This window comes from Flexithrix dorotheae DSM 6795, from assembly GCF_000379765.1.
GTDB classification, from domain to species: Bacteria; Bacteroidota; Bacteroidia; order Cytophagales; family Flammeovirgaceae; genus Flexithrix; species Flexithrix dorotheae.
In genome coordinates this window covers 51240-73426 of the sequence record NZ_KB903520.1, presented here as the reverse complement: position 1 = coordinate 73426, position 22187 = coordinate 51240, and the positions used below count along the sequence as shown (strand labels likewise).

25 protein-coding genes are annotated in these 22187 nt (G+C 36.3%); 10 read left to right on the top strand and 15 right to left on the bottom strand.

What is annotated here, in order from left to right; translation table 11 throughout:
• Nucleotides 1–3 precede the first annotated feature (3 nt).
• On the bottom strand, nucleotides 4–804 hold the full coding sequence (locus A3EM_RS0139775; RefSeq protein WP_020533820.1) for a metallophosphoesterase family protein: 801 nt from the start codon (nucleotides 802–804) through the stop codon (nucleotides 4–6).
• 292 nt (nucleotides 805–1096) lie between these two features.
• On the opposite strand from A3EM_RS0139775, the gene A3EM_RS0139770 reads away from it, so the two are divergent.
• The 4 genes from A3EM_RS0139770 to A3EM_RS0139755 all read left to right on the top strand — a co-directional run bounded on the left by A3EM_RS0139770 (nucleotide 1097) and on the right by A3EM_RS0139755 (nucleotide 5006).
• Nucleotides 1097–2380, top strand: coding sequence for a DUF5690 family protein (locus tag A3EM_RS0139770; RefSeq protein WP_026210886.1), 1284 nt, complete (start codon nucleotides 1097–1099; stop codon nucleotides 2378–2380).
• A gap of 25 nt (nucleotides 2381–2405) precedes the next feature.
• Nucleotides 2406–3566 carry a TIGR03364 family FAD-dependent oxidoreductase gene (locus A3EM_RS0139765; protein ID WP_020533818.1) on the top strand — a complete coding sequence of 387 codons (1161 nt, stop codon included), beginning with the start codon at nucleotides 2406–2408 and terminating at the stop codon, nucleotides 3564–3566.
• Nucleotides 3563–4237 carry an HAD-IA family hydrolase gene (locus A3EM_RS0139760; RefSeq protein WP_020533817.1) on the top strand — a complete coding sequence of 225 codons (675 nt, stop codon included), beginning with the start codon at nucleotides 3563–3565 and terminating at the stop codon, nucleotides 4235–4237. Before A3EM_RS0139765 ends, A3EM_RS0139760 begins: the two co-directional genes overlap by 4 nt.
• A 157-nt stretch (nucleotides 4238–4394) precedes the next feature.
• On the top strand, nucleotides 4395–5006 hold the full coding sequence (locus A3EM_RS0139755; protein WP_020533816.1) for a thioredoxin family protein: 612 nt from the start codon (nucleotides 4395–4397) through the stop codon (nucleotides 5004–5006).
• Nucleotides 5007–5063: 57 nt separating this feature from the next.
• On the opposite strand, the gene A3EM_RS0139750 is transcribed toward A3EM_RS0139755, so the two are convergent.
• The 3 genes from A3EM_RS0139750 to bla form a co-directional block, all read right to left on the bottom strand.
• Nucleotides 5064–5771 (bottom strand): YebC/PmpR family DNA-binding transcriptional regulator, encoded by a 708-nt coding sequence (locus tag A3EM_RS0139750; RefSeq protein ID WP_020533815.1) that lies wholly within the window; start codon nucleotides 5769–5771, stop codon nucleotides 5064–5066.
• A 121-nt stretch (nucleotides 5772–5892) separates the two neighbouring features.
• Nucleotides 5893–6150: a hypothetical protein gene (locus tag A3EM_RS0139745; RefSeq protein WP_020533814.1), complete on the bottom strand. Its 258-nt coding sequence runs from the start codon at nucleotides 6148–6150 to the stop codon at nucleotides 5893–5895.
• Nucleotides 6151–6280: 130 nt separating this feature from the next.
• Nucleotides 6281–7018 carry a subclass B1 metallo-beta-lactamase gene (bla, locus tag A3EM_RS0139735; RefSeq protein WP_020533813.1) on the bottom strand — a complete coding sequence of 246 codons (738 nt, stop codon included), beginning with the start codon at nucleotides 7016–7018 and terminating at the stop codon, nucleotides 6281–6283.
• A 103-nt stretch (nucleotides 7019–7121) separates the two neighbouring features.
• Between bla and A3EM_RS0139730 the strand changes: the two genes are divergently transcribed.
• Nucleotides 7122–7838, top strand: coding sequence for a hypothetical protein (locus A3EM_RS0139730; protein WP_020533812.1), 717 nt, complete (start codon nucleotides 7122–7124; stop codon nucleotides 7836–7838).
• A 140-nt stretch (nucleotides 7839–7978) separates the two neighbouring features.
• Here A3EM_RS0139730 and A3EM_RS45200 read toward each other — a convergent pair whose 3' ends face one another.
• Complete coding sequence (locus A3EM_RS45200) at nucleotides 7979–8914, bottom strand: alkaline phosphatase family protein (protein ID WP_020533811.1); 936 nt, start codon at nucleotides 8912–8914, stop codon at nucleotides 7979–7981.
• Nucleotides 8915–9203: 289 nt separating this feature from the next.
• Between A3EM_RS45200 and A3EM_RS0139720 the strand changes: the two genes are divergently transcribed.
• A complete protein-coding gene (locus A3EM_RS0139720; RefSeq protein ID WP_020533810.1) occupies nucleotides 9204–9443 on the top strand; it encodes a hypothetical protein in 240 nt (79 codons plus the stop codon).
• Here A3EM_RS0139720 and A3EM_RS45195 read toward each other — a convergent pair whose 3' ends face one another.
• Nucleotides 9444–9941 (bottom strand): GNAT family N-acetyltransferase, encoded by a 498-nt coding sequence (locus tag A3EM_RS45195; protein ID WP_020533809.1) that lies wholly within the window; start codon nucleotides 9939–9941, stop codon nucleotides 9444–9446.
• A gap of 91 nt (nucleotides 9942–10032) precedes the next feature.
• Complete coding sequence (bamJ, locus tag A3EM_RS0139710; protein WP_020533808.1) at nucleotides 10033–10812, bottom strand: BamJ family beta-barrel-assembly machinery protein; 780 nt, start codon at nucleotides 10810–10812, stop codon at nucleotides 10033–10035.
• A 432-nt stretch (nucleotides 10813–11244) separates the two neighbouring features.
• On the opposite strand from bamJ, the gene A3EM_RS46810 reads away from it, so the two are divergent.
• The 3 genes from A3EM_RS46810 to A3EM_RS46805 all read left to right on the top strand — a co-directional run bounded on the left by A3EM_RS46810 (nucleotide 11245) and on the right by A3EM_RS46805 (nucleotide 14235).
• Nucleotides 11245–12999 (top strand): sensor histidine kinase, encoded by a 1755-nt coding sequence (locus tag A3EM_RS46810; protein ID WP_020533807.1) that lies wholly within the window; start codon nucleotides 11245–11247, stop codon nucleotides 12997–12999.
• Between the two features lies 1 nt (nucleotide 13000).
• Nucleotides 13001–13633, top strand: coding sequence for a response regulator (locus tag A3EM_RS0139700; RefSeq protein WP_020533806.1), 633 nt, complete (start codon nucleotides 13001–13003; stop codon nucleotides 13631–13633).
• Nucleotides 13634–13785: 152 nt separating this feature from the next.
• On the top strand, nucleotides 13786–14235 hold the full coding sequence (locus A3EM_RS46805; protein ID WP_157638311.1) for a hypothetical protein: 450 nt from the start codon (nucleotides 13786–13788) through the stop codon (nucleotides 14233–14235).
• Nucleotides 14236–14304: 69 nt separating this feature from the next.
• Here the strand turns inward: A3EM_RS46805 and A3EM_RS46800 are convergent, their stop codons facing one another.
• The 8 genes from A3EM_RS46800 to A3EM_RS0139655 all read right to left on the bottom strand — a co-directional run bounded on the left by A3EM_RS46800 (nucleotide 14305) and on the right by A3EM_RS0139655 (nucleotide 20592).
• Nucleotides 14305–14943, bottom strand: a complete 639-nt coding sequence (locus A3EM_RS46800) for a hypothetical protein (protein ID WP_020533804.1) — start codon at nucleotides 14941–14943, stop codon at nucleotides 14305–14307.
• A gap of 276 nt (nucleotides 14944–15219) precedes the next feature.
• Nucleotides 15220–15915: a LytR/AlgR family response regulator transcription factor gene (locus tag A3EM_RS0139685; protein ID WP_020533803.1), complete on the bottom strand. Its 696-nt coding sequence runs from the start codon at nucleotides 15913–15915 to the stop codon at nucleotides 15220–15222.
• A complete protein-coding gene (locus tag A3EM_RS0139680; RefSeq protein WP_020533802.1) occupies nucleotides 15905–16951 on the bottom strand; it encodes a sensor histidine kinase in 1047 nt (348 codons plus the stop codon). The genes A3EM_RS0139685 and A3EM_RS0139680 overlap by 11 nt, the downstream gene beginning before the upstream one ends.
• A gap of 1 nt (nucleotide 16952) precedes the next feature.
• A complete protein-coding gene (locus tag A3EM_RS0139675) occupies nucleotides 16953–17591 on the bottom strand; it encodes a hypothetical protein (RefSeq protein WP_026210882.1) in 639 nt (212 codons plus the stop codon).
• 116 nt (nucleotides 17592–17707) lie between these two features.
• Nucleotides 17708–18151, bottom strand: coding sequence for a peptide-methionine (R)-S-oxide reductase MsrB (gene msrB, locus A3EM_RS0139670; protein ID WP_026210881.1), 444 nt, complete (start codon nucleotides 18149–18151; stop codon nucleotides 17708–17710).
• A 38-nt stretch (nucleotides 18152–18189) separates the two neighbouring features.
• A complete protein-coding gene (locus A3EM_RS0139665; protein WP_020533799.1) occupies nucleotides 18190–18579 on the bottom strand; it encodes a ribosomal maturation YjgA family protein in 390 nt (129 codons plus the stop codon).
• Between the two features lie 12 nt (nucleotides 18580–18591).
• Nucleotides 18592–19779 carry an amidohydrolase family protein gene (locus tag A3EM_RS0139660; protein WP_157638310.1) on the bottom strand — a complete coding sequence of 396 codons (1188 nt, stop codon included), beginning with the start codon at nucleotides 19777–19779 and terminating at the stop codon, nucleotides 18592–18594.
• Nucleotides 19780–19836: 57 nt separating this feature from the next.
• Nucleotides 19837–20592, bottom strand: coding sequence for an LOG family protein (locus tag A3EM_RS0139655; protein ID WP_020533797.1), 756 nt, complete (start codon nucleotides 20590–20592; stop codon nucleotides 19837–19839).
• A gap of 187 nt (nucleotides 20593–20779) precedes the next feature.
• On the opposite strand from A3EM_RS0139655, the gene A3EM_RS0139650 reads away from it, so the two are divergent.
• Nucleotides 20780–22183 (top strand): MBL fold metallo-hydrolase RNA specificity domain-containing protein, encoded by a 1404-nt coding sequence (locus tag A3EM_RS0139650; protein WP_026210879.1) that lies wholly within the window; start codon nucleotides 20780–20782, stop codon nucleotides 22181–22183.
• Nucleotides 22184–22187 lie beyond the last annotated feature (4 nt).

The window sequence follows — 22187 nt, the reverse complement described above, 5'->3', positions numbered from 1 at the left end:
TCCCTATAATTCTACATTTTCCTGACTGGTCAATTCCATGGTATCAAGATTGAGTGCCAGTAATGATCCAAATCGGTCATCGCTGCCATTTTCCAGACAATTGTTGTCCAAAGGAATGATTTTACTGCCATTCTCGATTTTATCACAGATAGCATAGTAATCAGAATTGCTATCTCCATGGATTATAGTTTTAGTCACTTTTTCGGAAGGAGTTTCAAAATTCCGCATCCATAACATATTCTGTGTATCAAAAAACGGTTTTTTGGCTTCAAAATTAAACCCGGCATGTACTAAAAGGAAATCATCCAGCTCTATAAAATAGGGCATTTCATGAATAAGTTCTAAATACCTTTTCCGAATATTACCATGTGGTCCCAATAAATCTGCAGTGCCATTTTTTTCCAATACCCAATTGAGATTCAGCTGGTTAAAATCATCCTGAGAAAGTAATGCCTGGTGATTTAACAAGAGTTCTTCATGATTCCCTCTGATGGGATAAACCTGAAAATCATTCTTTTGAAGAGCCAGTATGGTATTAAGGACCCCGCTGCTGTTTGGACCTTTATCAATGTAATCACCTAATAAAAATAACTGATCCTCTTTTTGGAGATCAATTTTGTGGAGTAATGCCTTAAACGTTTTATAACAACCATGAATATCAGCAATCACGAACCTTCTTCCAGCTCCATTTCTTGCTACATATTTCATGTATGGATTCGAACTATCAGTTTGCAAACCTGCCTCTATAAAATTGTTGGGATATCTGTTTAGGAATACACCAACGGATTTTTGTAAAAAATTCATACCGATGAGGTTAGATAAAAAAATGATTAGTTATTAGTCCGATTGGGTTCATTGTAAAATTCCAAATTATAGAAGTGAATAGAAAGTTTAAATCGTTAATAAGGTTTAAGTTTTCCTTAACAAAGTTTAATAAGTGAAATAATTAAAGAGATTCAACCACCTTCACTCAATATTCCATTCATCTTATCTGCCCTATCTTCATATATAGACAAAAAGAGGTTCATGTTTAGTTGACTTATGATTTTGAATTTTGCCTGATAGCAAACTGGGACTAATAAAGCATTTTGGCAAATTGAAATCAATTATTCAATCGAGAGTGGGTGGTGTGATATGGGCAGCAATTGCTGCATTTACTACCTATGCCTGCATGTACACTTACCGCAAGCCGCTCACAGCCGGGCTATTTGAGGAGTACGAACTTTGGGGAATTAATTATAAAATAATCATTATTATTACCCAGGTGCTTGGATATCTCACTTCCAAGTTCATTGGAATAAAAATCATCTCAGAGCTTTTCCCCAAAAACCGTAGAATACTGCTTTTATCCCTGGTGGGGGCTTCCTTATTTGCCCTATTCTTATTTGGTATAACCCCCTATCCCTACAATTTTATCTGGGTTTTCTTTAATGGATTACCTCTCGGACTGATCTGGGGGATTGTCTTTTCTTATATTGAAGGCAGAAGGGTAACCGATGTATTGGCCACCTTTTTAAGTATCAGTTTTATAATCAGTTCAGGAATTGTAAAATCTATTGGCAGGACACTTGTGGAATCCTGGCACATCAGCGAATTCTGGATGCCCTTTGTAGTAGGAAGTCTGTTTATCCCACTTATGCTTTTCAGTTCCTGGATGCTGGAGAAAATTCCCGAACCGGATACAGTGGATAAAGCCAGTAGAACAGAAAGAAAACCTCTCAATAAAACCCAAAGGAATGCTTTGTTTTCCCGGTACTGGCTGGGACTCACAGCCATTCTTACGGTAAACCTGGTAATGACAATTGGGAGAGATATTAAGGACAGTTTTTTAATCGATATCTGGCAAACACTTATGGCAGATGCTGATCCTTTGGTTTATTCCCAAATCGAAACAATCGTAGGAATAATTGTACTGGTAATGCTTGCTTTTATTACCCTGATTAAGAATAACAACTCTGCATTTTTTACTATTCATGGCATTATGTTTTTAGGACTGGCTAGTGTAGTAGCTTCTACTTTTTTATTTACCCAGGGATATTTAAGCCCATTTGTATGGATCATCATTCACGGAGTTGGATTATACCTGAGTTATATCGCCTTCCAAAGCTTGTATTTTGAGCGATTTATTGCCACCTTTCAGATTTCAGGAAATGTGGGATATTTCATTTATCTGTCTGATTTTCTGGGATATTTGGGAAGCTGCCTGATCCTGATCAATAAGGAATTATTCGATATTGCACTTAACTGGAAGGACTTTTTTATTGGCCTGAGCTATGGCATTTCATTAATAGGTATGGTGGCAGTTTTGATTGCACAGGTGTACTTTTTCAACAAATTAAAATCACCTGCAATAGAATTACAGCCTCAGCAAAATTTTTAAAAATTGATTTAAACAAAAACTTTAGATGCAAGCAAAGGAGTTTGATTTAATTGTAATTGGTAGTGGCGTATTAGGAACTTTTCACGCCTACCATGCATTAAACCGCGGGATGAAAGTCGCTTTGATTGAAAAAGACTCAAAACCCATAAGCGCGAGTGTGAGAAACTTTGGTCAAATTGTGCCTTCCGGAATGAATCCCAAATGGCAGAGATATGGCCGAAAAAGTCTTAAGTTTTATAAAAAAATTCAAACAGAGTTTGATATTTCCATTAGGCAAAATGGAAGTATTTATCTGGCTTCCAATGAAGAAGAATTGAATTTAATTCATGAACTCCATCATATCAACCAACTGAATGATTACCCATCTGAATTATTAAGCCAGGAGCAATGTATTTCAAAATATCCTTCTCTTCAAACAACCTATGTGAAAGGAGGGCTGTTTTTTCCCGAAGAAGTTTCAGTAAATCCAAGGGAAATGCTTTGCAAAATCCATCAGTTTTTAAAGTTTAATGGAAATTTTAGCTTTTTCCCCAATACTGCTATTCATGAAATAAATACCCTGTCAGACCAGACAGAAGCTGTAGATACCGCAGGAAATAGTTTTCTGGCGGATAAAGTTATTGTATGTTCCGGAGAAGAATTCAGTTTGCTATTTCCGGAGTTATTTAAAAAAAGCGACCTGGAAGTCGTAAAATTGCAAATGCTAAGATTAAAGGGGAATAAATCCATAAAAATCCCCGGAAATATACTTACAGGACTTTCCATTAGAAGATATGAAAGTTTCCAGGATTGCCCTTCTTATTCCAGTCTGTCAGATCAATATAATCATGACTATTTTGCCAGGAAGTGGGGTGTGCATATACTGTTTAAGCAGGAAACGGATGGCAGTATCATTCTGGGGGATTCACATGAATATGCAGATGCACCACATAAAAATGCGCTTAGTTTTGACAATCGTTCTGACATTAACCAATATTTTATTGCCGAAGGGAAAAAGATATTTGAGCTGGAAAGTTGGGAAATAGACACCCAATGGGCAGGATATTATACGCAGTGTAAAACAAAGGATATTCTTCAAAAAACTATAGATAAAAACATTCACATTGTGACGGGAATTGGTGGAAAAGGAATGACCGCCAGTGCCGGATTTGCTTACGAAAACATAAAAAAAATATTTGCGATATGATTAAAATGGTAGTTTTTGATATGGCTGGAACCACAGTCAACGAAGATAATGTAGTTTATAAAACACTTCAACAAGCCATAAACCAACATGGCTTTGATTTTTCTCTGACAGAAGTTTTGGCTGAAGGAGCAGGCAAAGAAAAATTACAGGCGGTAAAAGATATCCTTGCTTCAAAGGAAATTGACTTACCAGAAACTGAGATTCAGGAGATTTTCAGTAATTTCCTAAATCAGCTTAAAGAAGCCTATCTTAAATTAAATGTTAAACCTATTGAGGGAGCTGAAGAAATATTCTCTTTTTTAAAGAAAAATAAAATTCTTGTAGTACTGAATACCGGATATAATCAGGAAACAGCGGAATCACTGGTTAAAAAACTTGGCTGGGAAAAAGGGAAACATTTCGATGAACTGGTAACAGCAAGTCAGGTGGAAAAGAGCCGCCCCTACCCTGACATGATTCTCCTGGCAAAAGAAAAATTCGGCATAAATGATACTTCAAATATTGCTAAAGTGGGTGATTCAATTATCGACATTGTAGAAGGAAAAAATGCCGGTTGTGGGTTAAATATCGGTATCACCACTGGTGCGCATACCGAGCAACAATTACTGTCTGGAGAGCCAGATTATATCATCAACGATTTAAGGGAACTAGAGGAACTGACGGTACGCTAAGAAATACTTTTTGTAATTGTAGAGGTTAAAAAATATAAGTTTAAATTATTTTTTTGAGCGCTAATCCTGACATAATTTTGGCGTATGGAATCAAAATCCTTTAATAAGGGTTTACTGATAGAATATAAATTTTAACCAGACTGCAACAACAATAAAATTGGAAAAGATAATTGAAAAAAGCCTTGCTAAGGCTATTCCTTACACTGCTTACAGGGATTTGATGATAGGTTTGTCAGAAAATGGCAAAACCACCGGCCCAAACCAGACTGAAAGCCTGGTATTTTATACCAAATTGAATAACCAGCGAATGAAAAGGCTGGATAAATCACTGGAATTGAAGCCTGATTTTAATGAGGCCATTCGCAAAATTAACTGCGACCTTATTTGGCTTGTTCTTACCGAAAGCTGGTGCGGAGATGCGGCTCAGATTTTACCTGTTTTGAATAAAATTGCCGAAGCTTCTCCCAATATCGAACTTTTAACAGTGCTTAGAGATGAGAATCTTCCATTGATGGATAATTTTCTCACCAATGGTGGCAGATCCATTCCTAAAGTGATTATTTTGGATAAGGAAACCTTAGAAGTAAAAGGATCATGGGGGCCGAGACCAAAGCCTGCTCAGGATATGTTTACAGTTTATAAACTGAATAAAAAAAAGATCCTTTACCAGGATTTTCAGGCTGAATTGCAAAAATGGTATCTGAAAGACAAAGCCGAAACCATTCAGGATGAGCTCCTGCCTTTCCTGAAGGTATGTGAGAAAAAATAAGAAAACAAAAAAGCCTTTCAATTTAGTTTGAAAGGCTTTTTTTCTGTTTAGATTTTGTTATTCCATTGTATGATATACGTTTTGTACATCATCATCTTCTTCAATTTTTTCCAACAGTTTTTCCACATCCGCAATTTCTTCCTCATTTAGTTTTTTAGTAACGGTAGGAATCCGCTCAAAACCCGAGGAAATAATTTCCAAATTTCTGTTTTCCAATTCCTTTTGCAGGGAACCAAAACTTTTGAAGTCCCCATAAATCAAAATTCCGTCCTCTTCTTCAAAAACTTCCTCTGCACCAAAATCGATCAGTTCGAATTCCAGTTCTTCAGCATCCAGGCCTTCCTTATTGATTTTAAAGTTGCAGGTATGATCGAACATGAATTCCACCGAACCAGATGTTCCCAAACTTCCATTACATTTATTGAAATAACTTCTGATATTGGCTACAGTTCTGTTATTGTTATCAGTGGCCGTTTCTACCAATACCGCAATTCCGTGAGGGCCATATCCTTCAAATAAAACTTCCTTATACTCAGAGGTATCCTTTGATGAAGCCTTTTTGATGGCACGCTCAACATTTTCTTTAGGCATATTAGCGGCCTTGGCGTTTTGCATTACTGCCCTCAATTTGGAATTAGCCTCCGGATCAGGCCCTCCTTCTTTCACAGCAATTACAATATCCTTTCCCAACCGGGTAAAGGTTTTAGCCATTTGTGCCCATCTTTTGAACTTTCTGGCTTTTCGAAATTCAAACGCTCTTCCCATTTTATTTTTTAATTAATATTTTGAATTACAATATTATAAACCCAATTCTAAATTTCAAAGATAGGAAATTGACGGATTTTTCCAGTTAAAATCCTTCACTGGTTTTGCATACATACGGGTTTCAGTTTAAAACTGAAATCCTATTCACCAGAGATACCATCTTGATCTCTTTATAGTTTATCTTATGTTTTTCTCCATCAATGGAATAGTGCAATTTGTTGCCTTGGGAAATAATAACTCCTTCCTCAAATGTATCTATCTCTGCCTCTATTTTTTCACCTGATTTTGTTTCAATTATAGCATATTCAGGATCACTAGCTTTGGCATTTTGAATAAAAAGACATGGAAGAATAATAAGTATCAAATTTAGAAGTCTCATAAATTTTTAGAGTTGAAATTAATATCTTTAATAGCCCAGGCCTGCCTGGTATCAGTTTGTAACTGAAACCTTATCATAAATTCAAGTTAATAAACTTGAGATATCGCAAAGCTTAAGCAGATAATAGGACCTATTGCACTTTGAACATATCGATGGTAAAATCCAGTAAATCAGTTCCTCCCGATTTCCCATGCCCCGGAATCACAATTTTTGTTTCAGTGTATTTTGATTTCACCTTACTAACTGTATTAGACCATTCCTCCACCTTCGCATCTTCCAGGTTTCCTTTTCCCGCCCCGATTGATTTTACCAGACATCCGCCAAAAAGAGTTTTATCTTTAGGGAAATAACCAATGACATTATCCGCAGTATGGCCCTCACCAAAGTACTCACTGATAACTTTTTCATCACCAATTTTTAATTCAAGCAAACCATCAAAGCCATTTTGGGGAAGAGTTTTATCTCCGGTATTGGCCAGTTCAATGGTTTGATTATTGGCATAAGATGGAATATTTCTTTTATGAAACTCACTCAAACCTCCCAGACAATCGATATGGAAGTGGGTTACCACAATTCCTTTTACCTTACAGTTCATGTCATTTTCCACCCAGTTCAGCAATTCCACAGAAGTTTTTTCATCAGCAGGAGTATCGAAAATAATGGCTTCATCCTCATGAATCACCACCATACCATTGCAACCCACTTTCCCAAAATCCTGGGTATTTAAATAGGAAAGATGAATAAAAGAATGGGCTGAAACCTGTTCGATTTTTAAATCTTCAGTTTCATATCCCTCAAAATTATTATTGCCTGTACAACCAATGATTAGGTACAGAATTGATAAAAAAAGAAAGCCGTTGGATTTCATTTGCACAGGTGGTTTTGGTTGAAAAAATCAAATCTCTAAGCTAATCATTTTTCTATGATTATCTTTATAAATTTCCTGTTTCAAATTAATATTTGGGATGCTTATGAAAAGATTTCAATTAGTATTGATTTTACTATTGTTAACGGGATGTTTAAAAAATAATGAAAATGGGGAAACAGAGTCCTCTATATTAAAGGAAAGAACTGGTTTAGAAACAAATGCCCACAGAATAACAGGTATAGATAAGTCAAATAAATTTGATAAGGAAGAATACCTCAAAAGTCCTAAAGAGTTAGAAACCTTTTTTAAAAGAATAAAAAACCAGATAAAATCCACAAAAACCACCGAAAATGAATTTTACGGAGATTTTAATTGCACCCGGAATATTCCAGAAAGCCTGATAAAGCCTAAACACCTGCTATTTCATTATTTTGTGTTAAATGATAGTTTGCAAATTGGAGAAGAATTAGCCGTACTCAGTAATAGGGATAGTCTATATTTAGTAAACAAAGGTTGTGAATATTACTGGGTTGAATATTGGTATTCAACACTAAATCCATACTATACAAAAGATCATTATCTGGATAGCCTTTTTTTAGGTGTTCTAAACAAAATCAATAAAGTAGACGAAAGCCCAATTGATTTTAAAGAATGGATGGATTTTATCACTCATGAAATTGATAGTGGCCGTCATGTAAAATTAAGCCATGAATATTATCTGGACAATTCAGCAATTAGTAGGAATTTTGAAATCAGTAATATAACCCAGCATTTAGATAGGGTAATTATTCAATTTAGTTATAGAATAGGACCTTTGTAGATTACAAAAAAATTCTGCGTTTAAAGGTTCTTTTCTTCCCATGATTTCAATTTCAAACTGAAACCATCGCAATAAATTCAAGTTCACAAAGCTTAAGTAGCAGGAAAATTTACAACACAAAAAGATCTTAAAGCATTATTTTAATTTGATTGGATAGCAGACAAAACTGGCTTTCCTGTCCAGCATGAAGGTGCTTTTACCTGAAGCAAATGTGCAATTGTTACCGGGATGTCATAAATGTTTACAGCATCTTTAATTTCCAATCCCTGGTGAATTCCCGGACCATTGATGATAAAAGGGATAGTTCTTTCCTCCGGAGTATCCCCGCCATGCCCTTTCCCTTTCCCTCCGTGGTCAGAGGAAATCAGAATAATGGTTTTGCCTTTCATTGGAGAGTTTTCCACTGTTTCCACGAACCGACCGATTAGGGAATCAGCTTTTGCTACAGACTGATAGTATTCCCTTGTCCCATGACCATATTCATGCCCGGCATGGTCAACATGATCCAAATGAACAAAAGTGAAAAGTGGATGGTATTTTCCAATGTAATCAGTTGCTGCCTGAGTAGTTTTGAGTTCATCGTTTGTATGGGCCACAATAGAAGGCACATAATTTTCAATATATAGGGCTATATTATACCACTGATGGAAGCAAGCCAATTCCGCAGCATCATATTTTTCTCTTATAATTTTAAAAATGGAAGGAACGGTTTCCCCTTTTTTACCTTCACAATAAACGGAATCTTTTATCATCAATGGATCCCATGAATTATTCCAGATTCCATGCACTTCTGGCCCACAACCCAATAGCATGGAACCCCAGTTCGGCCCGCTGCTGCTGGGCATCACATCTTGTGCGGTGAAAGAATAAGCCCCGGATTCTACCAGTTTATCCATCACAGGAGTGTCTGCATTTTTTATTCCGTCAGGGCTCATGCCGTCCACCCCTATAAGTAAAACATGTACCGGATATTCTGTTTCCTTTTTGAAATCAGGCTTTTTGTTTTGATATGTAGGGTAAAAAAACCCCAGTCCGGCAATTGCCAATATGAATAATTTTTTCAATGTAGCTTTCATTAATTGTCAAAATACAAATTAAGTATTAATCCTAATTTTTTAAATTCAGAAGGCTATTTTAATAAAAATACTGGGGGAAAGTGTTAATTGAAGTTTAAGAAGCTGTGAAATTGTAAAATCAGTTGGGAGATTATGCTACAGTAAATGTAGAATAAAATCAACAGTTAATTTTCTACACAAGAGCATTCCATTACAACAACCTGAAAATCAAACTCATAACCAATCAAAACCAGTAACCAGGTTTTGGTAAGATGTTGGAAGGTATAATGTTGAATTAAAATCTTAACCCATGGAAATTACTGAAGAAAAAATATTGACAAAAAAGATAAATGAGCTTACCAATAAAATAATGGAGGAACATCCGGAATTGTACAAACATTTGATGGAAATGCCTCAAACCATACCCAACATGCAGGCCTTTCCCGATATTAAAAAAGAAGAGGTCAGTTTAAAAAACCTGACTCAGCATTATGAAAGCCTGAAAACGATGTTGGAGAAGCACGAAAAACAAATGGCAAATTCAAAATAATTAATCGTAGGTTCGCCTTCCGTAATAAAATTGGCCTACTTCCCTGCCATCAATTTCGGCAACCCTGGGCAGATAACCCCATTTTTCGAATGCAAATTTTTCCAATAACCTAATACTTCCTTTATTGGTTTCCAGCAGGATGGCAAAAAGGTTTTTGGCTTCAAAATCCCGGGCATGGTTAATCACATAGTCCATTAATGCAGAGCCAATACCTTTTTTCTGATGGGATTGATGAATAAAATAACTGACTTCTGAAGTATATTTGAGTGCTTCTCTCCCGGCCCTGTGAGGGCTTATGGATATCCATCCCACTACTTTCCCATCCAATTCAGCTACAAAAACAGGATATTTTTCAGGGTTGTGATTTGCCAGCCATTTTTCCGTTTCTACCAAAGGAATTGGAGTAAGATCGGCAGTTTGGTGTTTAGCAATTACCGCCTGATTATATATCAGGTTTATGGCATTTGCATCTGATGGGTTGGCTATCCTGATTTTCATAAGCAAAAAAAGGAGGAACTCAATTGCCCCTCCTTCATTATTATATTATTACCATTCACCACCTCCCTAATTGGGTTAGGCAGCAAACTTTTTACTTTTCAATTTTGATCAACTCTACTTCAAATACCAAGGTAGCATATGGTCCAATTGCACCACCAGCCCCTCTTTCTCCATAAGCCAAATCGTAAGGCAGGAATAATTTCCACTTCGAACCTTCTGGCATCAATAAAAGCGCTTCAGTCCATCCTTTAATTACCTGTCCCACACCAAAAGTAGCCGGCTGACCTCTTTCCACTGAACTATCGAATACAGTTCCATCAATTAAAGTACCGTGGTAATGCGTAGTCACTTTATCATTTGCAGTTGGTTTTGCACCATTTCCTTCCACCAAAACTTCATATTGCAAACCACTTGGCAATGTAACCACACCATCTCTTTTTGCATTTTCTTCCAGGAATTTTTTCCCTTCTTCAATGTTTTTCTCAAACTTTTTCTTTTGAGCACCTTCCATTAAAGTTTGTACAAACTGGCTGGCTTCCTGAGGAGGCATTTGTTGGTTGCCATTTTTCACATCCTCTAGTGCTGCTGTAAATACTTCAGCAGTGATAGAATCCAGCAATCCGTCTTTCTTTAGGTTCTCCCCTATCAAAATTCCTATTGCATAACTTAATTTTTGCATTTCGTCATTCATGTCCACTTTTTTTCTTGATTCAAACTCGTTTATTTGTGATTGCAATTTTTCGGAAGCTTTTCCCAAAGAATCGGCTTTTAATTTTAAGGTTTCGATTTCTCCTTTCAGCTCTTTTTTAGATTGGGCAAATGCGGTAGTTACAAACAATACCGCCAGAAAAATCAATAATCCGTTTTTCATTTTTATTGTTATTATTAATGATCCTCTTAAAGCAAAGGCGCAAAGGTAGGCATAATAATTTTTTTATCAGTTGATAAGGAAATGAATTTATGTTATACCTTATTTAAACAGCCATTTCAGTTTTAAAATAACACCTGGCAGAAAATTGACAATAGCAGATTGCAGGTGCAATTAGAAGGCAATCATAGAATTTTGACTGAAAACTCTACAAAGAAGGGGTATTTTTATACTTATTTTTGAAAAAATAAGCAAATCCTGCCTTATTCCAGTTTTACACTATCCCTATTTCTTTGATAATTTCATTGTCTTTTAGTATTATTGAATATTTACACCTTTTCACCAATTTATCAATACCAAAACCACCATTTTATGCTGGAGAACTAAACGGAAAAGCACTTGCCAATTTTCCTACAATCGAGAAAAACGCGGAACATGAAAATAAATGCGCTAAGCATCAAGTTTTGGATAAATTTCTACATTATATCTCTCATTTCCCTTACGGTAGCTTTCCTTACTATTTTCGATTACCGAGAATTTAAAAATACACTCGACCAAAGAGTTTTACTCCACCTAACTTCTATAAAAAGGCTCAAGAGAATCCAAATTGAAGAATACCTGGAACAAAAATGGATCGATTTTAAAATTGCTTCCCAAACGAATACCACTGCCGAAATTATTGAAGATTTCCCAATGGTCCTGAGCAATTCCTTTAAAACAGACCGACCGGATACACTGATTTACTTTAGGCAAAACAAGCACCTGGAAGAAGGCATTTACGATAAAACCGAGTTCTCAGAAAATGGGAAAATAAAACTGGCTTTTGTAAAAATCAACCCTGATAATCAATACATTATCCAGTTGTACCAAACTCCTTATATCCAACATATTTTAGTGGAAAGAACAGGAATGGGAGAAAGCGGAGAAACTTATTTGGTAGGAGAAGATTTCAACTTGCGATCTATCTCCCGGTTTATGCCCAAAAAACCTCCGTTTAGTATTCATGCTCAAACGGTGGGCTCTAAAGAAGCTATAAGCGGCAAAAATGGTAGTGGGATTTTTGAAGATTACCGGGGAGTGATGGTTTACAGCGCTTATCATACGCTTGAATTTCAGCACATTAAATGGGCCATTTTATCCGAAATTGATGTAGAGGAAGCGACTCAACCTTTGTGGGAAACCACCAAAAAGCTGATTTTCATTTCCGTGCTGGTGATTGGAATAGCCTTTTTTGTCTCGCTTGTGCTTACCAATATGCTTTCTCAGCCGGTTTTAAAGATGCGGAATTTGCTCAATACCATGGCAAAGGGGAATTATGAAATTACGGTAAATGAAAACTCCAGGGCAATTGAAATGAATGAGATGTTTTCCGCCCTGAAAGACCTGACCAATTCCATCAACGGGGCTATACAATTTTCAAAAGCTATTGGAGAAATGAAACTGGATGAGGACTACCAGCCTTCCGGTAAAAATGATATGTTGGGCGAATCCTTGTTAGTCATGAGACAAAAATTAAAGGACTTCAACCAAAAAGCAGAATTCAACAGAAAGCAAGCCAAAAAATCCTTAATTACAGGACAGGAAAAGGAAAGGAAAAGACTTGCCATGGAACTTCACGATGGGCTGGGGCCCTTGCTCACCAGTATGAAACTCTATGTACAAACCATCACCATTTCCGATCAGGAAAAGGAGAAACTCAAGAAAATGCTGGACGATACAATTCGTGAAATCAGGCAAATGTCCTATAACCTTATGCCACTTTCTTTAATTGATTTTGGTGTAGGAAAAGCGCTTAACCATTTGGTTGGTACTATTCGGGATTCTTCCGAAATAGATATTCAATATGATGACAATACCAAGGAAAAGGACTCCAGGATTGATACAGAAATTGGAATTACAATATTCAGAATCACCCAGGAACTCATTAACAATACTTTAAAACATGCAAAAGCCTCCATGATTCGAATCTCCCTTACAGAGTTTGATGACCAAGTCAGTTTGTTCTATGCTGATAATGGAAAAGGCTTTGAAACCCATAAAAAATCCTCGGGAGCCGGATTGAAAAACATTAGGGAAAGGGTCAACATATTTAATGGCTATTTGTCCATAGAATCTGGCAAAAATGGAACTACAGTGGAGGTGGAAATTGATCTATTGGAGCACCCGGAAAATTTAGAAAAAGGCAAGTAATATGAGTAAAATAAAATTAATAATAGCGGACGACCACAAATTATTCAGGGATGGAATTACTTCTCTTCTTTCAGCCGATGATCATTTTGATATAATTGCCAGCCTGAATGATGGCGAAGAATTAATTGCTTTTTTGAAAACCGGCACAGTACCCCATGTGATTTTACTGGACCTGAGTATGCCCAAAATGGATGGTTTTGAAGTCTTAAAAGTACTGAAAAAGGATTTTCCAAAAGTGAAAGCCATTGCCCTTTCCATGCACAATGATGGAAATTATATTGTAAAGTGTGTAAGAGATGGGGCTTTCGGGTACTTATTGAAGAATACAGATGAGGAAGAATTAAAAACCGCTATAAATTCTGTTGCAAACGGGAACAAGTATTTCAATAAGGAAATATCAGCAAAGATGATCAGCAACATGGCACTGGAAGGAAGTGAACCGAAAAAGTTATCTCCAAAAGAGACTGAAATTCTGGAGTTTATTTCTCAGGGCCTTACTACAAAAGAAATTGCGGACAAGTTATTTATCAGTACCCGAACCGTAGAAACTCATCGTGTAAATATGATGAAAAAGCTGGATGTAAAAAATTCTGCAGAGTTAATTAAAAAAGCCGCTAAACTGAGGCTGATTTAGCTAAAAATCATCCGTAAAAATACGGATGTTAATCCTACCAAAATACTACTACTCAAAATTACCAAATTTCTTAGAGTTACTTCCCTTCATTTGAGGCGTATAATTGTATAAGAATTAATTAAAACAGATAAAAGGTTTCTTAAACTTATACAATGATGAAAAGATTATTTTTAATATTTGCGTTAACTTTCTTAGGATTTTCGTTGGCTCAGGCTCAGGTAGGACCTAAAGCCAAAAATGCTAAACCATGGAAACATGACAACAGCAATTATTCTGCAGTTGTTGCCTCAAAAAATGCTGAAAACAGACTAATGGGGCCTCAGGCAAAAAATGCCAAGCCATGGGAAAATACAGATGTAGAGAAAATAGCAGTGGTATCTACTGAAAAAAATAACGAGACAATTTTAACAGGACCACAGGCTAAAAATCACAAATTGTGGAAAGATGACACTGAGGCTGCTGAATTAATCGTACTTTCAAAAACAAACAGAAAGCCATTGATGGGACCAAAAGCTAAAAATTATAAGCCTTGGAAAGATGAGGAAAAACCAACTAAAGTGAAGGAAGTTCCTCCTGTTTCATCTACAAGCGAGATAAAATAAAAATAAAAGATTAACAATAATTAGTTTAATCGCCTCCCCCTGGCCAGTGCTCTGTCAGGGGGATTTTTTTTAGAAACGCCAACCAGCTTTAAACTCCAGCAATACATCTGATCCTGAATAATAACTCTCAAATGAATTAATATAGGCCAGATGGCTAATACTTCCCACCACGTTTAATCCTTTCGTATTTATAAAATTCACTCCTAAAGGCAACTGTAAAAATTTAGAGTAACTATTTTCCCCAATCAAAACTCCGGTAAATGGGGTAAACTTTTTATTGGAATATTTTGAGTTAAGATGGAATTTACTTCCAAAAGAAATGCTGTTTTGATACTCAAATTCCATGGAAATATTACCTTCAATTGATACCTGAGGGATGATAAAATAATCCATACTTAAATTTATATAAGCTTCATCCAAATTTGAAGCAATACCCAAATGCACTCCAAAAGGCTTGTTCCACCGGGGGTTTTGATTCCCCACTAAATCCACAGTACCGTCCTGATATTTCACTTCCTTTACTCTACGAGTTTTAATGGTGATTAACGGTCCATCCTCATATCCCTCTTTTTTATATTTTATTTCCCTTTCAGATTGCTCAATGATTTTTACTTTTAATTCATCTTTATTTCTTGTAGTAATGATATCCTGGGCATGAACCGAACAGAAAAGAAATGGAAGAGATATTAATAAGAATAAAACTTTCATAGTTTTTAAAATATAATAGTAAAATAATATTCCTTTTTAATTTAAAAAAATTCTTAAGAACAGAGCAATTTCAAATTATTAATGTATTTACCACTCAAAAATATCATTAAAGAAATATAAAACAAGAAAAGCTATAATTTTCAACACCGCACAACTGTAAATCACAGAATTTTATATTAAAATCAATTTATTTGTCCTGCAAAAAAGACATAATATTCAAACCAAATGAAATAATTGAAATATTAAGAAAATGATTTCCGGGGACCCGGAGTTACTTTATGAATTGTTATTTATAAACTCAAGAAAACCTGTTCTATAAGTTTGGCCAATAGGAATGGAAGTGGTATTCAATTTTACCTTGTTGGCACTAATTATCTTAATTTTGCTCAGGGCAATGGCAAATGATTTATGTATTCGCACAATTTTTTCCGAGGGTAATTGAGCCAAAATATTTTGAAAAGTAGAATGAACCAACAGGGAAGAATTGCCATAAACCACTTTTACATAATCTCCAACCGCTTCTAGGTATTCTATCTCCGCAATTTTTACCTTATGAATTTTTTTATCGGCTTTCCAAAGAATAAAGGCTTCATTTTGATCCTTGTTATGTGCCATTTTCAGGAGGTTAGAAACCTTATTTACAGATTTCAAAAATCGCTCGAAAGAGAAGGGTTTTAAAAGGAAATCTATGGCTTCCACTTCAAAACCTTCCACGGCATATTCCGGATAAGCTGTGGTGAAAATTACTGTAGGAGGATTCACAAGAGATTTATAAAATTGCAGTCCGGAAAGTTTTGGCATATTTATATCCAGAAAAATCAAATGCACCTCCTTTGTATTGAGTACCATGGAGGCTTCTATGGCATTTTTGCAAACCTCCACCAAATGAAGCGAAGGGCAATTGGAAATGTATTGATGAAGGGTATCCCTTGACACAGGTTCGTCATCTACTACAATACAATTAATTTTCATGGTCTATAAATAGTTGCACTTTAAAAACTTCCGCTGTCTCATTCACTTCAAATCTATGCTTTCCTGGATAGATAAGCTTCAATCTCGCTCTAATATTCTGAATACCTATTCCCTTGTTTTCTGTATCATTTATTTCTTCGGCTTTGCCTTTATTATTTTCGATTTCAAATGAGGTACAAGTGCCATCCGATTTCAAATTAATTTTCACATAAGTCTGGTTCAAATCTCCTTTAATGCCATGCTTAAAACTATTTTCAATAAGGGGCAAAAAGAGCATAGGAGCTAATTCATTATCTTTTTCAACCTTTTCAGTAAATTCTATCCTGGAAGATTCCTCTATACGGTATTTTTGAAGACTAATATAGTCTTCGATTAATTTTACTTCCTGACTAACTTTTATTTTACTTCTATTTGAATCATAAATAACGTAGCGTAAAATATCCGCTAAATCAATTACAGCATCTGCAGATTTTTCTGATTTTTTCAATGCCAGCGAATGAAGTACATTCAGACTGTTAAAAAGGAAATGAGGATTAATCTGAGTCCTCAGTGCATCTAACTGGATCTGATACTTTTCTTTTTCGGCCCTTACCAACTGATGCTTTATTTCCTGCAACTTAAACCAGCCTCTTGAAATTTTTAAAAGTGAGGAAGTTAATAAATAGGCAGTTATGAAAATTAAGATATCAATTTGGTCAAAAAATGATATGATAAAATACCCGGGAAGAAGCCTGTCAATCAGTGAATTAAAAACATAATAATGAAGGAGGTTCATCCCAATGATGGTGAAAATAATAAAAACACCATACGCCAGATACTTCCCTTTCTGGAATATTTTCGGAATCAGAAATAAAAGATTGATATAGACTCCTAAGATTAAACTCACATGAAAAAATCCTGCAAAAATATAATCAATTTTTTGTACTGTGTCCCCAATTTTGAATAAGTGCGCAAATCCCAAAAAGGAGGTCATCCAAAACAAAATGTGCTGGCTTACCCTATAAACAAATGGCAAAACATTTCTTCCTAAAATCATCTTAATACCTGCTTAAATTGTAAGTCAAATCCTCACTGTAGGCATTTTTATCATTCCCATATTTGAGGATAAACTTTTGTAATTCTTCAGGTTTTGCCGTTAAAAGGATATTGGCTCCATTATTTTCATGACGAATTCTTACCCTGTTATTTGCAAATAACCCTTCCAACCATTCAGAATCAAACCATTTTATTTCCATGCCATTTTCATGAAATTCAACTTTGGAAAAGGTATGGACCCGCATCAGGTGGAAGGCAAGAATAGTGTTTTGCATAGCCCAATTTACCGGATAAAAATCCAAAAAAGTTTGATCGCCCAATTTCACTAAATGCACATGGAATTCAGCCTTTGCCTCTTCAGGAGCACCCTTCAGATATAAATTTAAAGTGTAAGTAAATCTGTTGGGAATCTCTTTACTGCCTAAATCAAAAGGGCTATTCATTTTTTCCATCCAAATGCTATCCTTAAAACTGATTTCCCAAATTACGGTATCGCCATTTATACTTTGCCATTTCCCTAACAGCTGATCATTTTTGACCAATTCATTTTCTGTGAATAAGGGATAAAATGAAAGTACGGTACAACCTGAAAAGATACAAAGACCAAGGAGTGTAATAAAAAAGGCTCTTTTTTTCATCATTAAATTTTTTATTTATTGTAAATAAAAGAGCCTTAGGAAGGCAAAGCAAATTATTTCGTTGAACTGGATTTACCTCATGCCAAACAAAAAAGTTGATTAGTTTTAACGGGTAAATCCTATTCCTCCACCAATTGAATAGAAGCAGAATTGATACAAAACCGCAAACCTGTTGGCGGTGGACCATCGGGGAATATGTGGCCTAAATGGGCATCGCAAACATTACACATGACCTCCACCCTTACCATGCCATGGCTGGTGTCTTTTTCGTATTTTATGGCGTTATCCTTTGCGGGTTCCGTAAAACTCGGCCAGCCACTTCCAGATTCAAATTTAAGGTCAGCATCGAATAATAAATTATCACAACAGATACAACTGTATTTTCCAGGATCGTGGGCTTCACAATAGGCCCCTGTAAAAGCCCTTTCAGTACCTTTTTGCCGGGTGATATAATATTGCTCGGCAGTGAGTTGTGCTTTCCATTCTGCTTCAGTTTTCTCCACTCTTCTATCAGGCTCAGGCGAACCATTATTGGCATACCTTATGACATCGTTCCAATTCATTTTTTTTATTTTATTTGTTTTCCTAACAACCCAAGCCACTAAATGGTTAGTTCCTTTTTTCTTGCAGTAATTTTTTCTACGATTACCACAAACAAAATCCCCAGAGTATATGCTAAAATATCACCCCACTGAAAAGTAGTTCCAATTACTACTCTGGCAATTGTATTGCCTTCCAAACCAAGTATTTCCACAATTTTTAAATATTGCAGAAATTCAATTAAGTAAGAAAACAGCAAAACGGCTATCCCCAATGGAATTACTTTAATTTTCATAAAAGATTTCCCAAAACAATACAGTAAAATCACCACCAGAAAGTCACCAAAAAAGGGACGAATAAACTGATCTCTCACATAAATCGCAATATAAACTTCCACTAAAAACAGAATTACTGTCAGAATGAAGTACTTAAGATTGAAGGTTAGTTTCAAAATAATTAAGATTTACTCCGGGAAAAGACTTGTGTCAATCCCCGGGATGATTTTAATTGCATTTTTATAATATAATTTCTTCAGGATCTCGTCTGGTAAACCCAGTCCGTACATCCTCCAAAAGGCATGGTATTTTTTGTAGTAGGGAAAGTACTCGTCCTCTGTTTCCAACACCCGGAAATAAGTAGGAAATTCCCCAGGCTGCCAACTGTCTTTGGCAAACAATACCCTGTCCTGATACTTTTGAAAGAATAAATTGGCATTTTTAGGCTGCCTGCCCAGTTCTGCAATCACTGCTCCTATTCCCACATACATGTTTGGCATTTCATCCAACAACTCTCCAAGTTTACCCAGATTGTTGGCAAACCAACCCATATGTGCATTGATAAATGTAGTTTTAGGATGTTTCATGAACACATGATGCTGTTCGGCAATTATCTGCTCCCAGGGAACAGGATTATCAGCCCCCCTTTTCCTTCCCGGTTTCAATTTTAGCTCCAGCCACCTTTCATTTTTTTCATCCTGAGGATCCCAGAAGGATTTCGGATCGGCCGAGTGGATAATTACCGGAATTCCCAGCTCAGCACATTTCGCCCAAATAGGATCAAGTCTTTCATCATCCACCGCAACACGGTTCCCTTCAATATCTTTCACATTAAACCCAAGACTTTTATAAATTTTCAAACCACTTGCTCCATTTTTTACATCCTCCTCCAATTCCAGGCAAGCTTTTTCTGCCCAGCCTTCCTTGCCCACCCCCGTGAATGATACATTGGTAAACACAATGAAGCGATTGGGATAGTTTTTCTTCACATTTGCCATTGCTTTTGCCAGATAGTCGGTTCCGTTTACATCAAATAAATCTCCTACCCTGTGGAATCCTCTTCCACTTAAATTCACCAACACCGCCAGGTTCAAAGAATCCATGGAATCAACCAATTTAGATAAATCCTGAGTAGGCATATTAAACTGGTGGGAATGCACATCTATAAATGGAAATTTGGCCTGGCTCACCGGATTTTCAGGAACTACCAGAGTGGAAGTGGGATTGTACTCCTCAAAACTCATGACCAATTCTTTCTCCTTTTTTTCCTCCATTTCCTTTTTCACCTTCACTTCCTTAGCGGATTGTGCTGACTGGCACATCACTAAATTTACAGATAAACTGGTTAAAAAAAGTGCTAATAATAAATGCTTCATTTCGATTTAATTAATTTTTGTTTTTTTATCCTGAAGTATTTTTTCAATTCAGGAAGCTTACTTACAAAGCTTCTGTTTCCAGTCTGCTCCATATCTGCTTACCATAGTTTCACAAATATAAGCATTGGCCTCTTCTGGAGAATCGGTGATATAAACCAGATCCAGATCTGACTCAGAAATGGTTTTATTTCCTAATAAACTCTTTTTATTAAATTCTCTCAAATGTTTCCAAAACTCTGTTCCCATAGCAACTACAGGGAATTCCTTAATTTTCTTAGTCTGAATTAAAGTGAGTGTTTCGAACACTTCATCCAAAGTACCAAATCCTCCCGGGCAAACCACAAAGGCATAAGAATACTTCATTAACATAAACTTTCTCACAAAAAAGTAATTGAAGTCAATCCATTTATCCAGATAGGGATTAGGCTCCTGTTCGTGAGGCAGCAAAATATTACAACCAATACTCAAACCACCTACATCCTTGGCGCCTCTGTTGGCGGCTTCCATAATTCCCGGCCCGCCTCCTGTCATGATATTAAATCCTGATTTAGACAACTCAGCCCCAACAGCCCTGGCCATTTGATAATATTCATTGTCTTCCTTAAACCGGGCCGAACCAAAAACAGTAGCACAGGCCCCCACATTGCGAAGCTTCCTGTAACCCATTATGACTTCCTTAAAAATCTTAAAAGCACTTAGGAATTCGTTATAAGAACGGTGCGGTCCTTCCAAAAACCTTCGTTCATCTTTCTTGGTTGAAATTTTCTTTTTAAGTTCTTCTCTATCCAAAGTTTCTGTTCTTCCTTCCGACATACTTTCTTATATTTAGGTTATCATTCCCGTTCAAAAATTTTAGGGTAAAGCGGGACATTTTAATTTTTTGAATTTTAGATTTTGATCAGGTATAAATATTTTTTTGCCGCAACTAATTGAAATTGAGAAGAAATTGCTCAACCTTATTCAGTGCCGGCAATTGAAAATCCTAAAATATAAATTTTTTATGGATATAAGAGTAAAATTCCTTGGAGGGGCAAAAACCGTTACAGGCTCAAAATATTTACTGGAAATAGACGACTACAAATTATTAATTGACTGTGGACTATTTCAGGGATTAAAAGAATTAAGAAAGCGAAACTGGGATAATTTTCCCATCGATCCGGCTGAGGTTGACGCGATTATCCTCACCCATGCCCACCTGGATCATAGCGGCTATTTACCCAAGCTTTTTAAAGAAGGCTATGACGGCCCTGTTTTTTGTACAACCGCTTCGGGTGAATTACTGGAAATATTGCTTAAAGATTCCGCAAAATTGCAGGAAGAAGAAGCAAACTATGCCAAGAAAAAGGGCTATTCCAAACACAAAGATCCTAAGCCGCTTTACGATACAAAAGATGTTTTAAAAGTGCTTCCGAAAGTAAAAGGACTTGATTTTAAAGAGGAGGTAAAAATTAATGAATTGATCACTTTTCGCTTCCAGAATGCCGGGCATATTTTGGGAGCAGCCATTGTAGAAGTATTTATTCAGGGAGAAAACCAGCGGAAAAAGATTGTGTTTTCAGGAGACCTTGGCAGGTTTAATGATCCGATTCTTTATGCTCCGGAAATTATTGAAGAAGCAGATATCCTTTTTGTGGAATCTACTTATGGAAACAGAAATAATCCGATGGTTAATCCCAAACAAAATCTGGCTGATGCCATCAATGCAGCTTGTGAAAGAAATGGATGTGTACTGATACCCGCATTTGCTATTGGCAGAACCCAAACTTTGCTCATGTACATAAAAGACTTGTATGCCAGTGGGGAAATTCCCGAAATTCCGGTTTTTATGGATAGTCCAATGGCCATAACCGCCACCAGTATTTACAGCCACCATACCAAATACCACAAAATTGAGGATGATGCCCTTGAAAATAATGAATCGTTCATAAAGCTTTCCAAACACCTGAATATAGTGCAATCCCATGAGGGCTCGGTGGCTTTAAATTATATTCAGAAAAATGCCATCATCATTTCTGCCAGTGGTATGATGACTGGTGGAAGAGTTTTACATCACCTTTACAATAGATTGCCCAGAAAAAATGACTCTTTGCTCTTAGTTGGTTACCAGGCAGAAGGTACCCGGGGAAGACGCATTGTGGATGGAGAGGAAGAGATTAAAATATTTGGGCAAATGGTGAAAGTAAATTGCAAAATAGAATTTATTGACGGTCTTTCTGCCCATGCCGATCAGGAAGAATTACTGCAATGGCTGAAAGGATTTAAAAAACATCCGAAACTGACTTTTGTAATCCATGGAGAGGAAAAAAGTGCCCAGACACTGGCCACCATTCTTCATCAGGAGTTTAACTGGAATACAAAAGTCCCTGATTATATGGAATCAGTGGTTTTGTTTAAGGGAATTTGATTAA

Excerpts from the sequence above, each read along its gene's own strand:
- A3EM_RS0139750 (WP_020533815.1), bottom strand. The coding sequence starts at position 5,771 with ATGGGAAGAGCGTTTGAATTTCGAAAAGCCAGAAAGTTCAAAAGATGG.
- A3EM_RS0139650 (WP_026210879.1), top strand. The coding sequence starts at position 20,780 with ATGGATATAAGAGTAAAATTCCTTGGAGGGGCAAAAACCGTTACAGGC.
- A3EM_RS0139745 (WP_020533814.1), bottom strand. The coding sequence starts at position 6,150 with ATGAGACTTCTAAATTTGATACTTATTATTCTTCCATGTCTTTTTATT.
- A3EM_RS46805 (WP_157638311.1), top strand. The coding sequence starts at position 13,786 with ATGATGAAAAGATTATTTTTAATATTTGCGTTAACTTTCTTAGGATTT.
- A3EM_RS45200 (WP_020533811.1), bottom strand. The coding sequence starts at position 8,914 with ATGAAAGCTACATTGAAAAAATTATTCATATTGGCAATTGCCGGACTG.
- bamJ (WP_020533808.1), bottom strand. The coding sequence starts at position 10,812 with ATGAAAAACGGATTATTGATTTTTCTGGCGGTATTGTTTGTAACTACC.
- A3EM_RS0139655 (WP_020533797.1), bottom strand. The coding sequence starts at position 20,592 with ATGTCGGAAGGAAGAACAGAAACTTTGGATAGAGAAGAACTTAAAAAG.
- msrB (WP_026210881.1), bottom strand. The coding sequence starts at position 18,151 with ATGAATTGGAACGATGTCATAAGGTATGCCAATAATGGTTCGCCTGAG.
- A3EM_RS46800 (WP_020533804.1), bottom strand. The coding sequence starts at position 14,943 with ATGAAAGTTTTATTCTTATTAATATCTCTTCCATTTCTTTTCTGTTCG.
- A3EM_RS0139760 (WP_020533817.1), top strand. The coding sequence starts at position 3,563 with ATGATTAAAATGGTAGTTTTTGATATGGCTGGAACCACAGTCAACGAA.
- A3EM_RS46810 (WP_020533807.1), top strand. The coding sequence starts at position 11,245 with ATGAAAATAAATGCGCTAAGCATCAAGTTTTGGATAAATTTCTACATT.
- A3EM_RS0139730 (WP_020533812.1), top strand. The coding sequence starts at position 7,122 with ATGAAAAGATTTCAATTAGTATTGATTTTACTATTGTTAACGGGATGT.
- A3EM_RS0139775 (WP_020533820.1), bottom strand. The coding sequence starts at position 804 with ATGAATTTTTTACAAAAATCCGTTGGTGTATTCCTAAACAGATATCCC.
- A3EM_RS0139660 (WP_157638310.1), bottom strand. The coding sequence starts at position 19,779 with ATGAAGCATTTATTATTAGCACTTTTTTTAACCAGTTTATCTGTAAAT.
- A3EM_RS0139720 (WP_020533810.1), top strand. The coding sequence starts at position 9,204 with ATGGAAATTACTGAAGAAAAAATATTGACAAAAAAGATAAATGAGCTT.
- A3EM_RS0139700 (WP_020533806.1), top strand. The coding sequence starts at position 13,001 with ATGAGTAAAATAAAATTAATAATAGCGGACGACCACAAATTATTCAGG.
- A3EM_RS0139680 (WP_020533802.1), bottom strand. The coding sequence starts at position 16,951 with ATGATTTTAGGAAGAAATGTTTTGCCATTTGTTTATAGGGTAAGCCAG.
- A3EM_RS0139685 (WP_020533803.1), bottom strand. The coding sequence starts at position 15,915 with ATGAAAATTAATTGTATTGTAGTAGATGACGAACCTGTGTCAAGGGAT.
- bla (WP_020533813.1), bottom strand. The coding sequence starts at position 7,018 with ATGAAATCCAACGGCTTTCTTTTTTTATCAATTCTGTACCTAATCATT.
- A3EM_RS0139765 (WP_020533818.1), top strand. The coding sequence starts at position 2,406 with ATGCAAGCAAAGGAGTTTGATTTAATTGTAATTGGTAGTGGCGTATTA.
- A3EM_RS45195 (WP_020533809.1), bottom strand. The coding sequence starts at position 9,941 with ATGAAAATCAGGATAGCCAACCCATCAGATGCAAATGCCATAAACCTG.
- A3EM_RS0139675 (WP_026210882.1), bottom strand. The coding sequence starts at position 17,591 with ATGATGAAAAAAAGAGCCTTTTTTATTACACTCCTTGGTCTTTGTATC.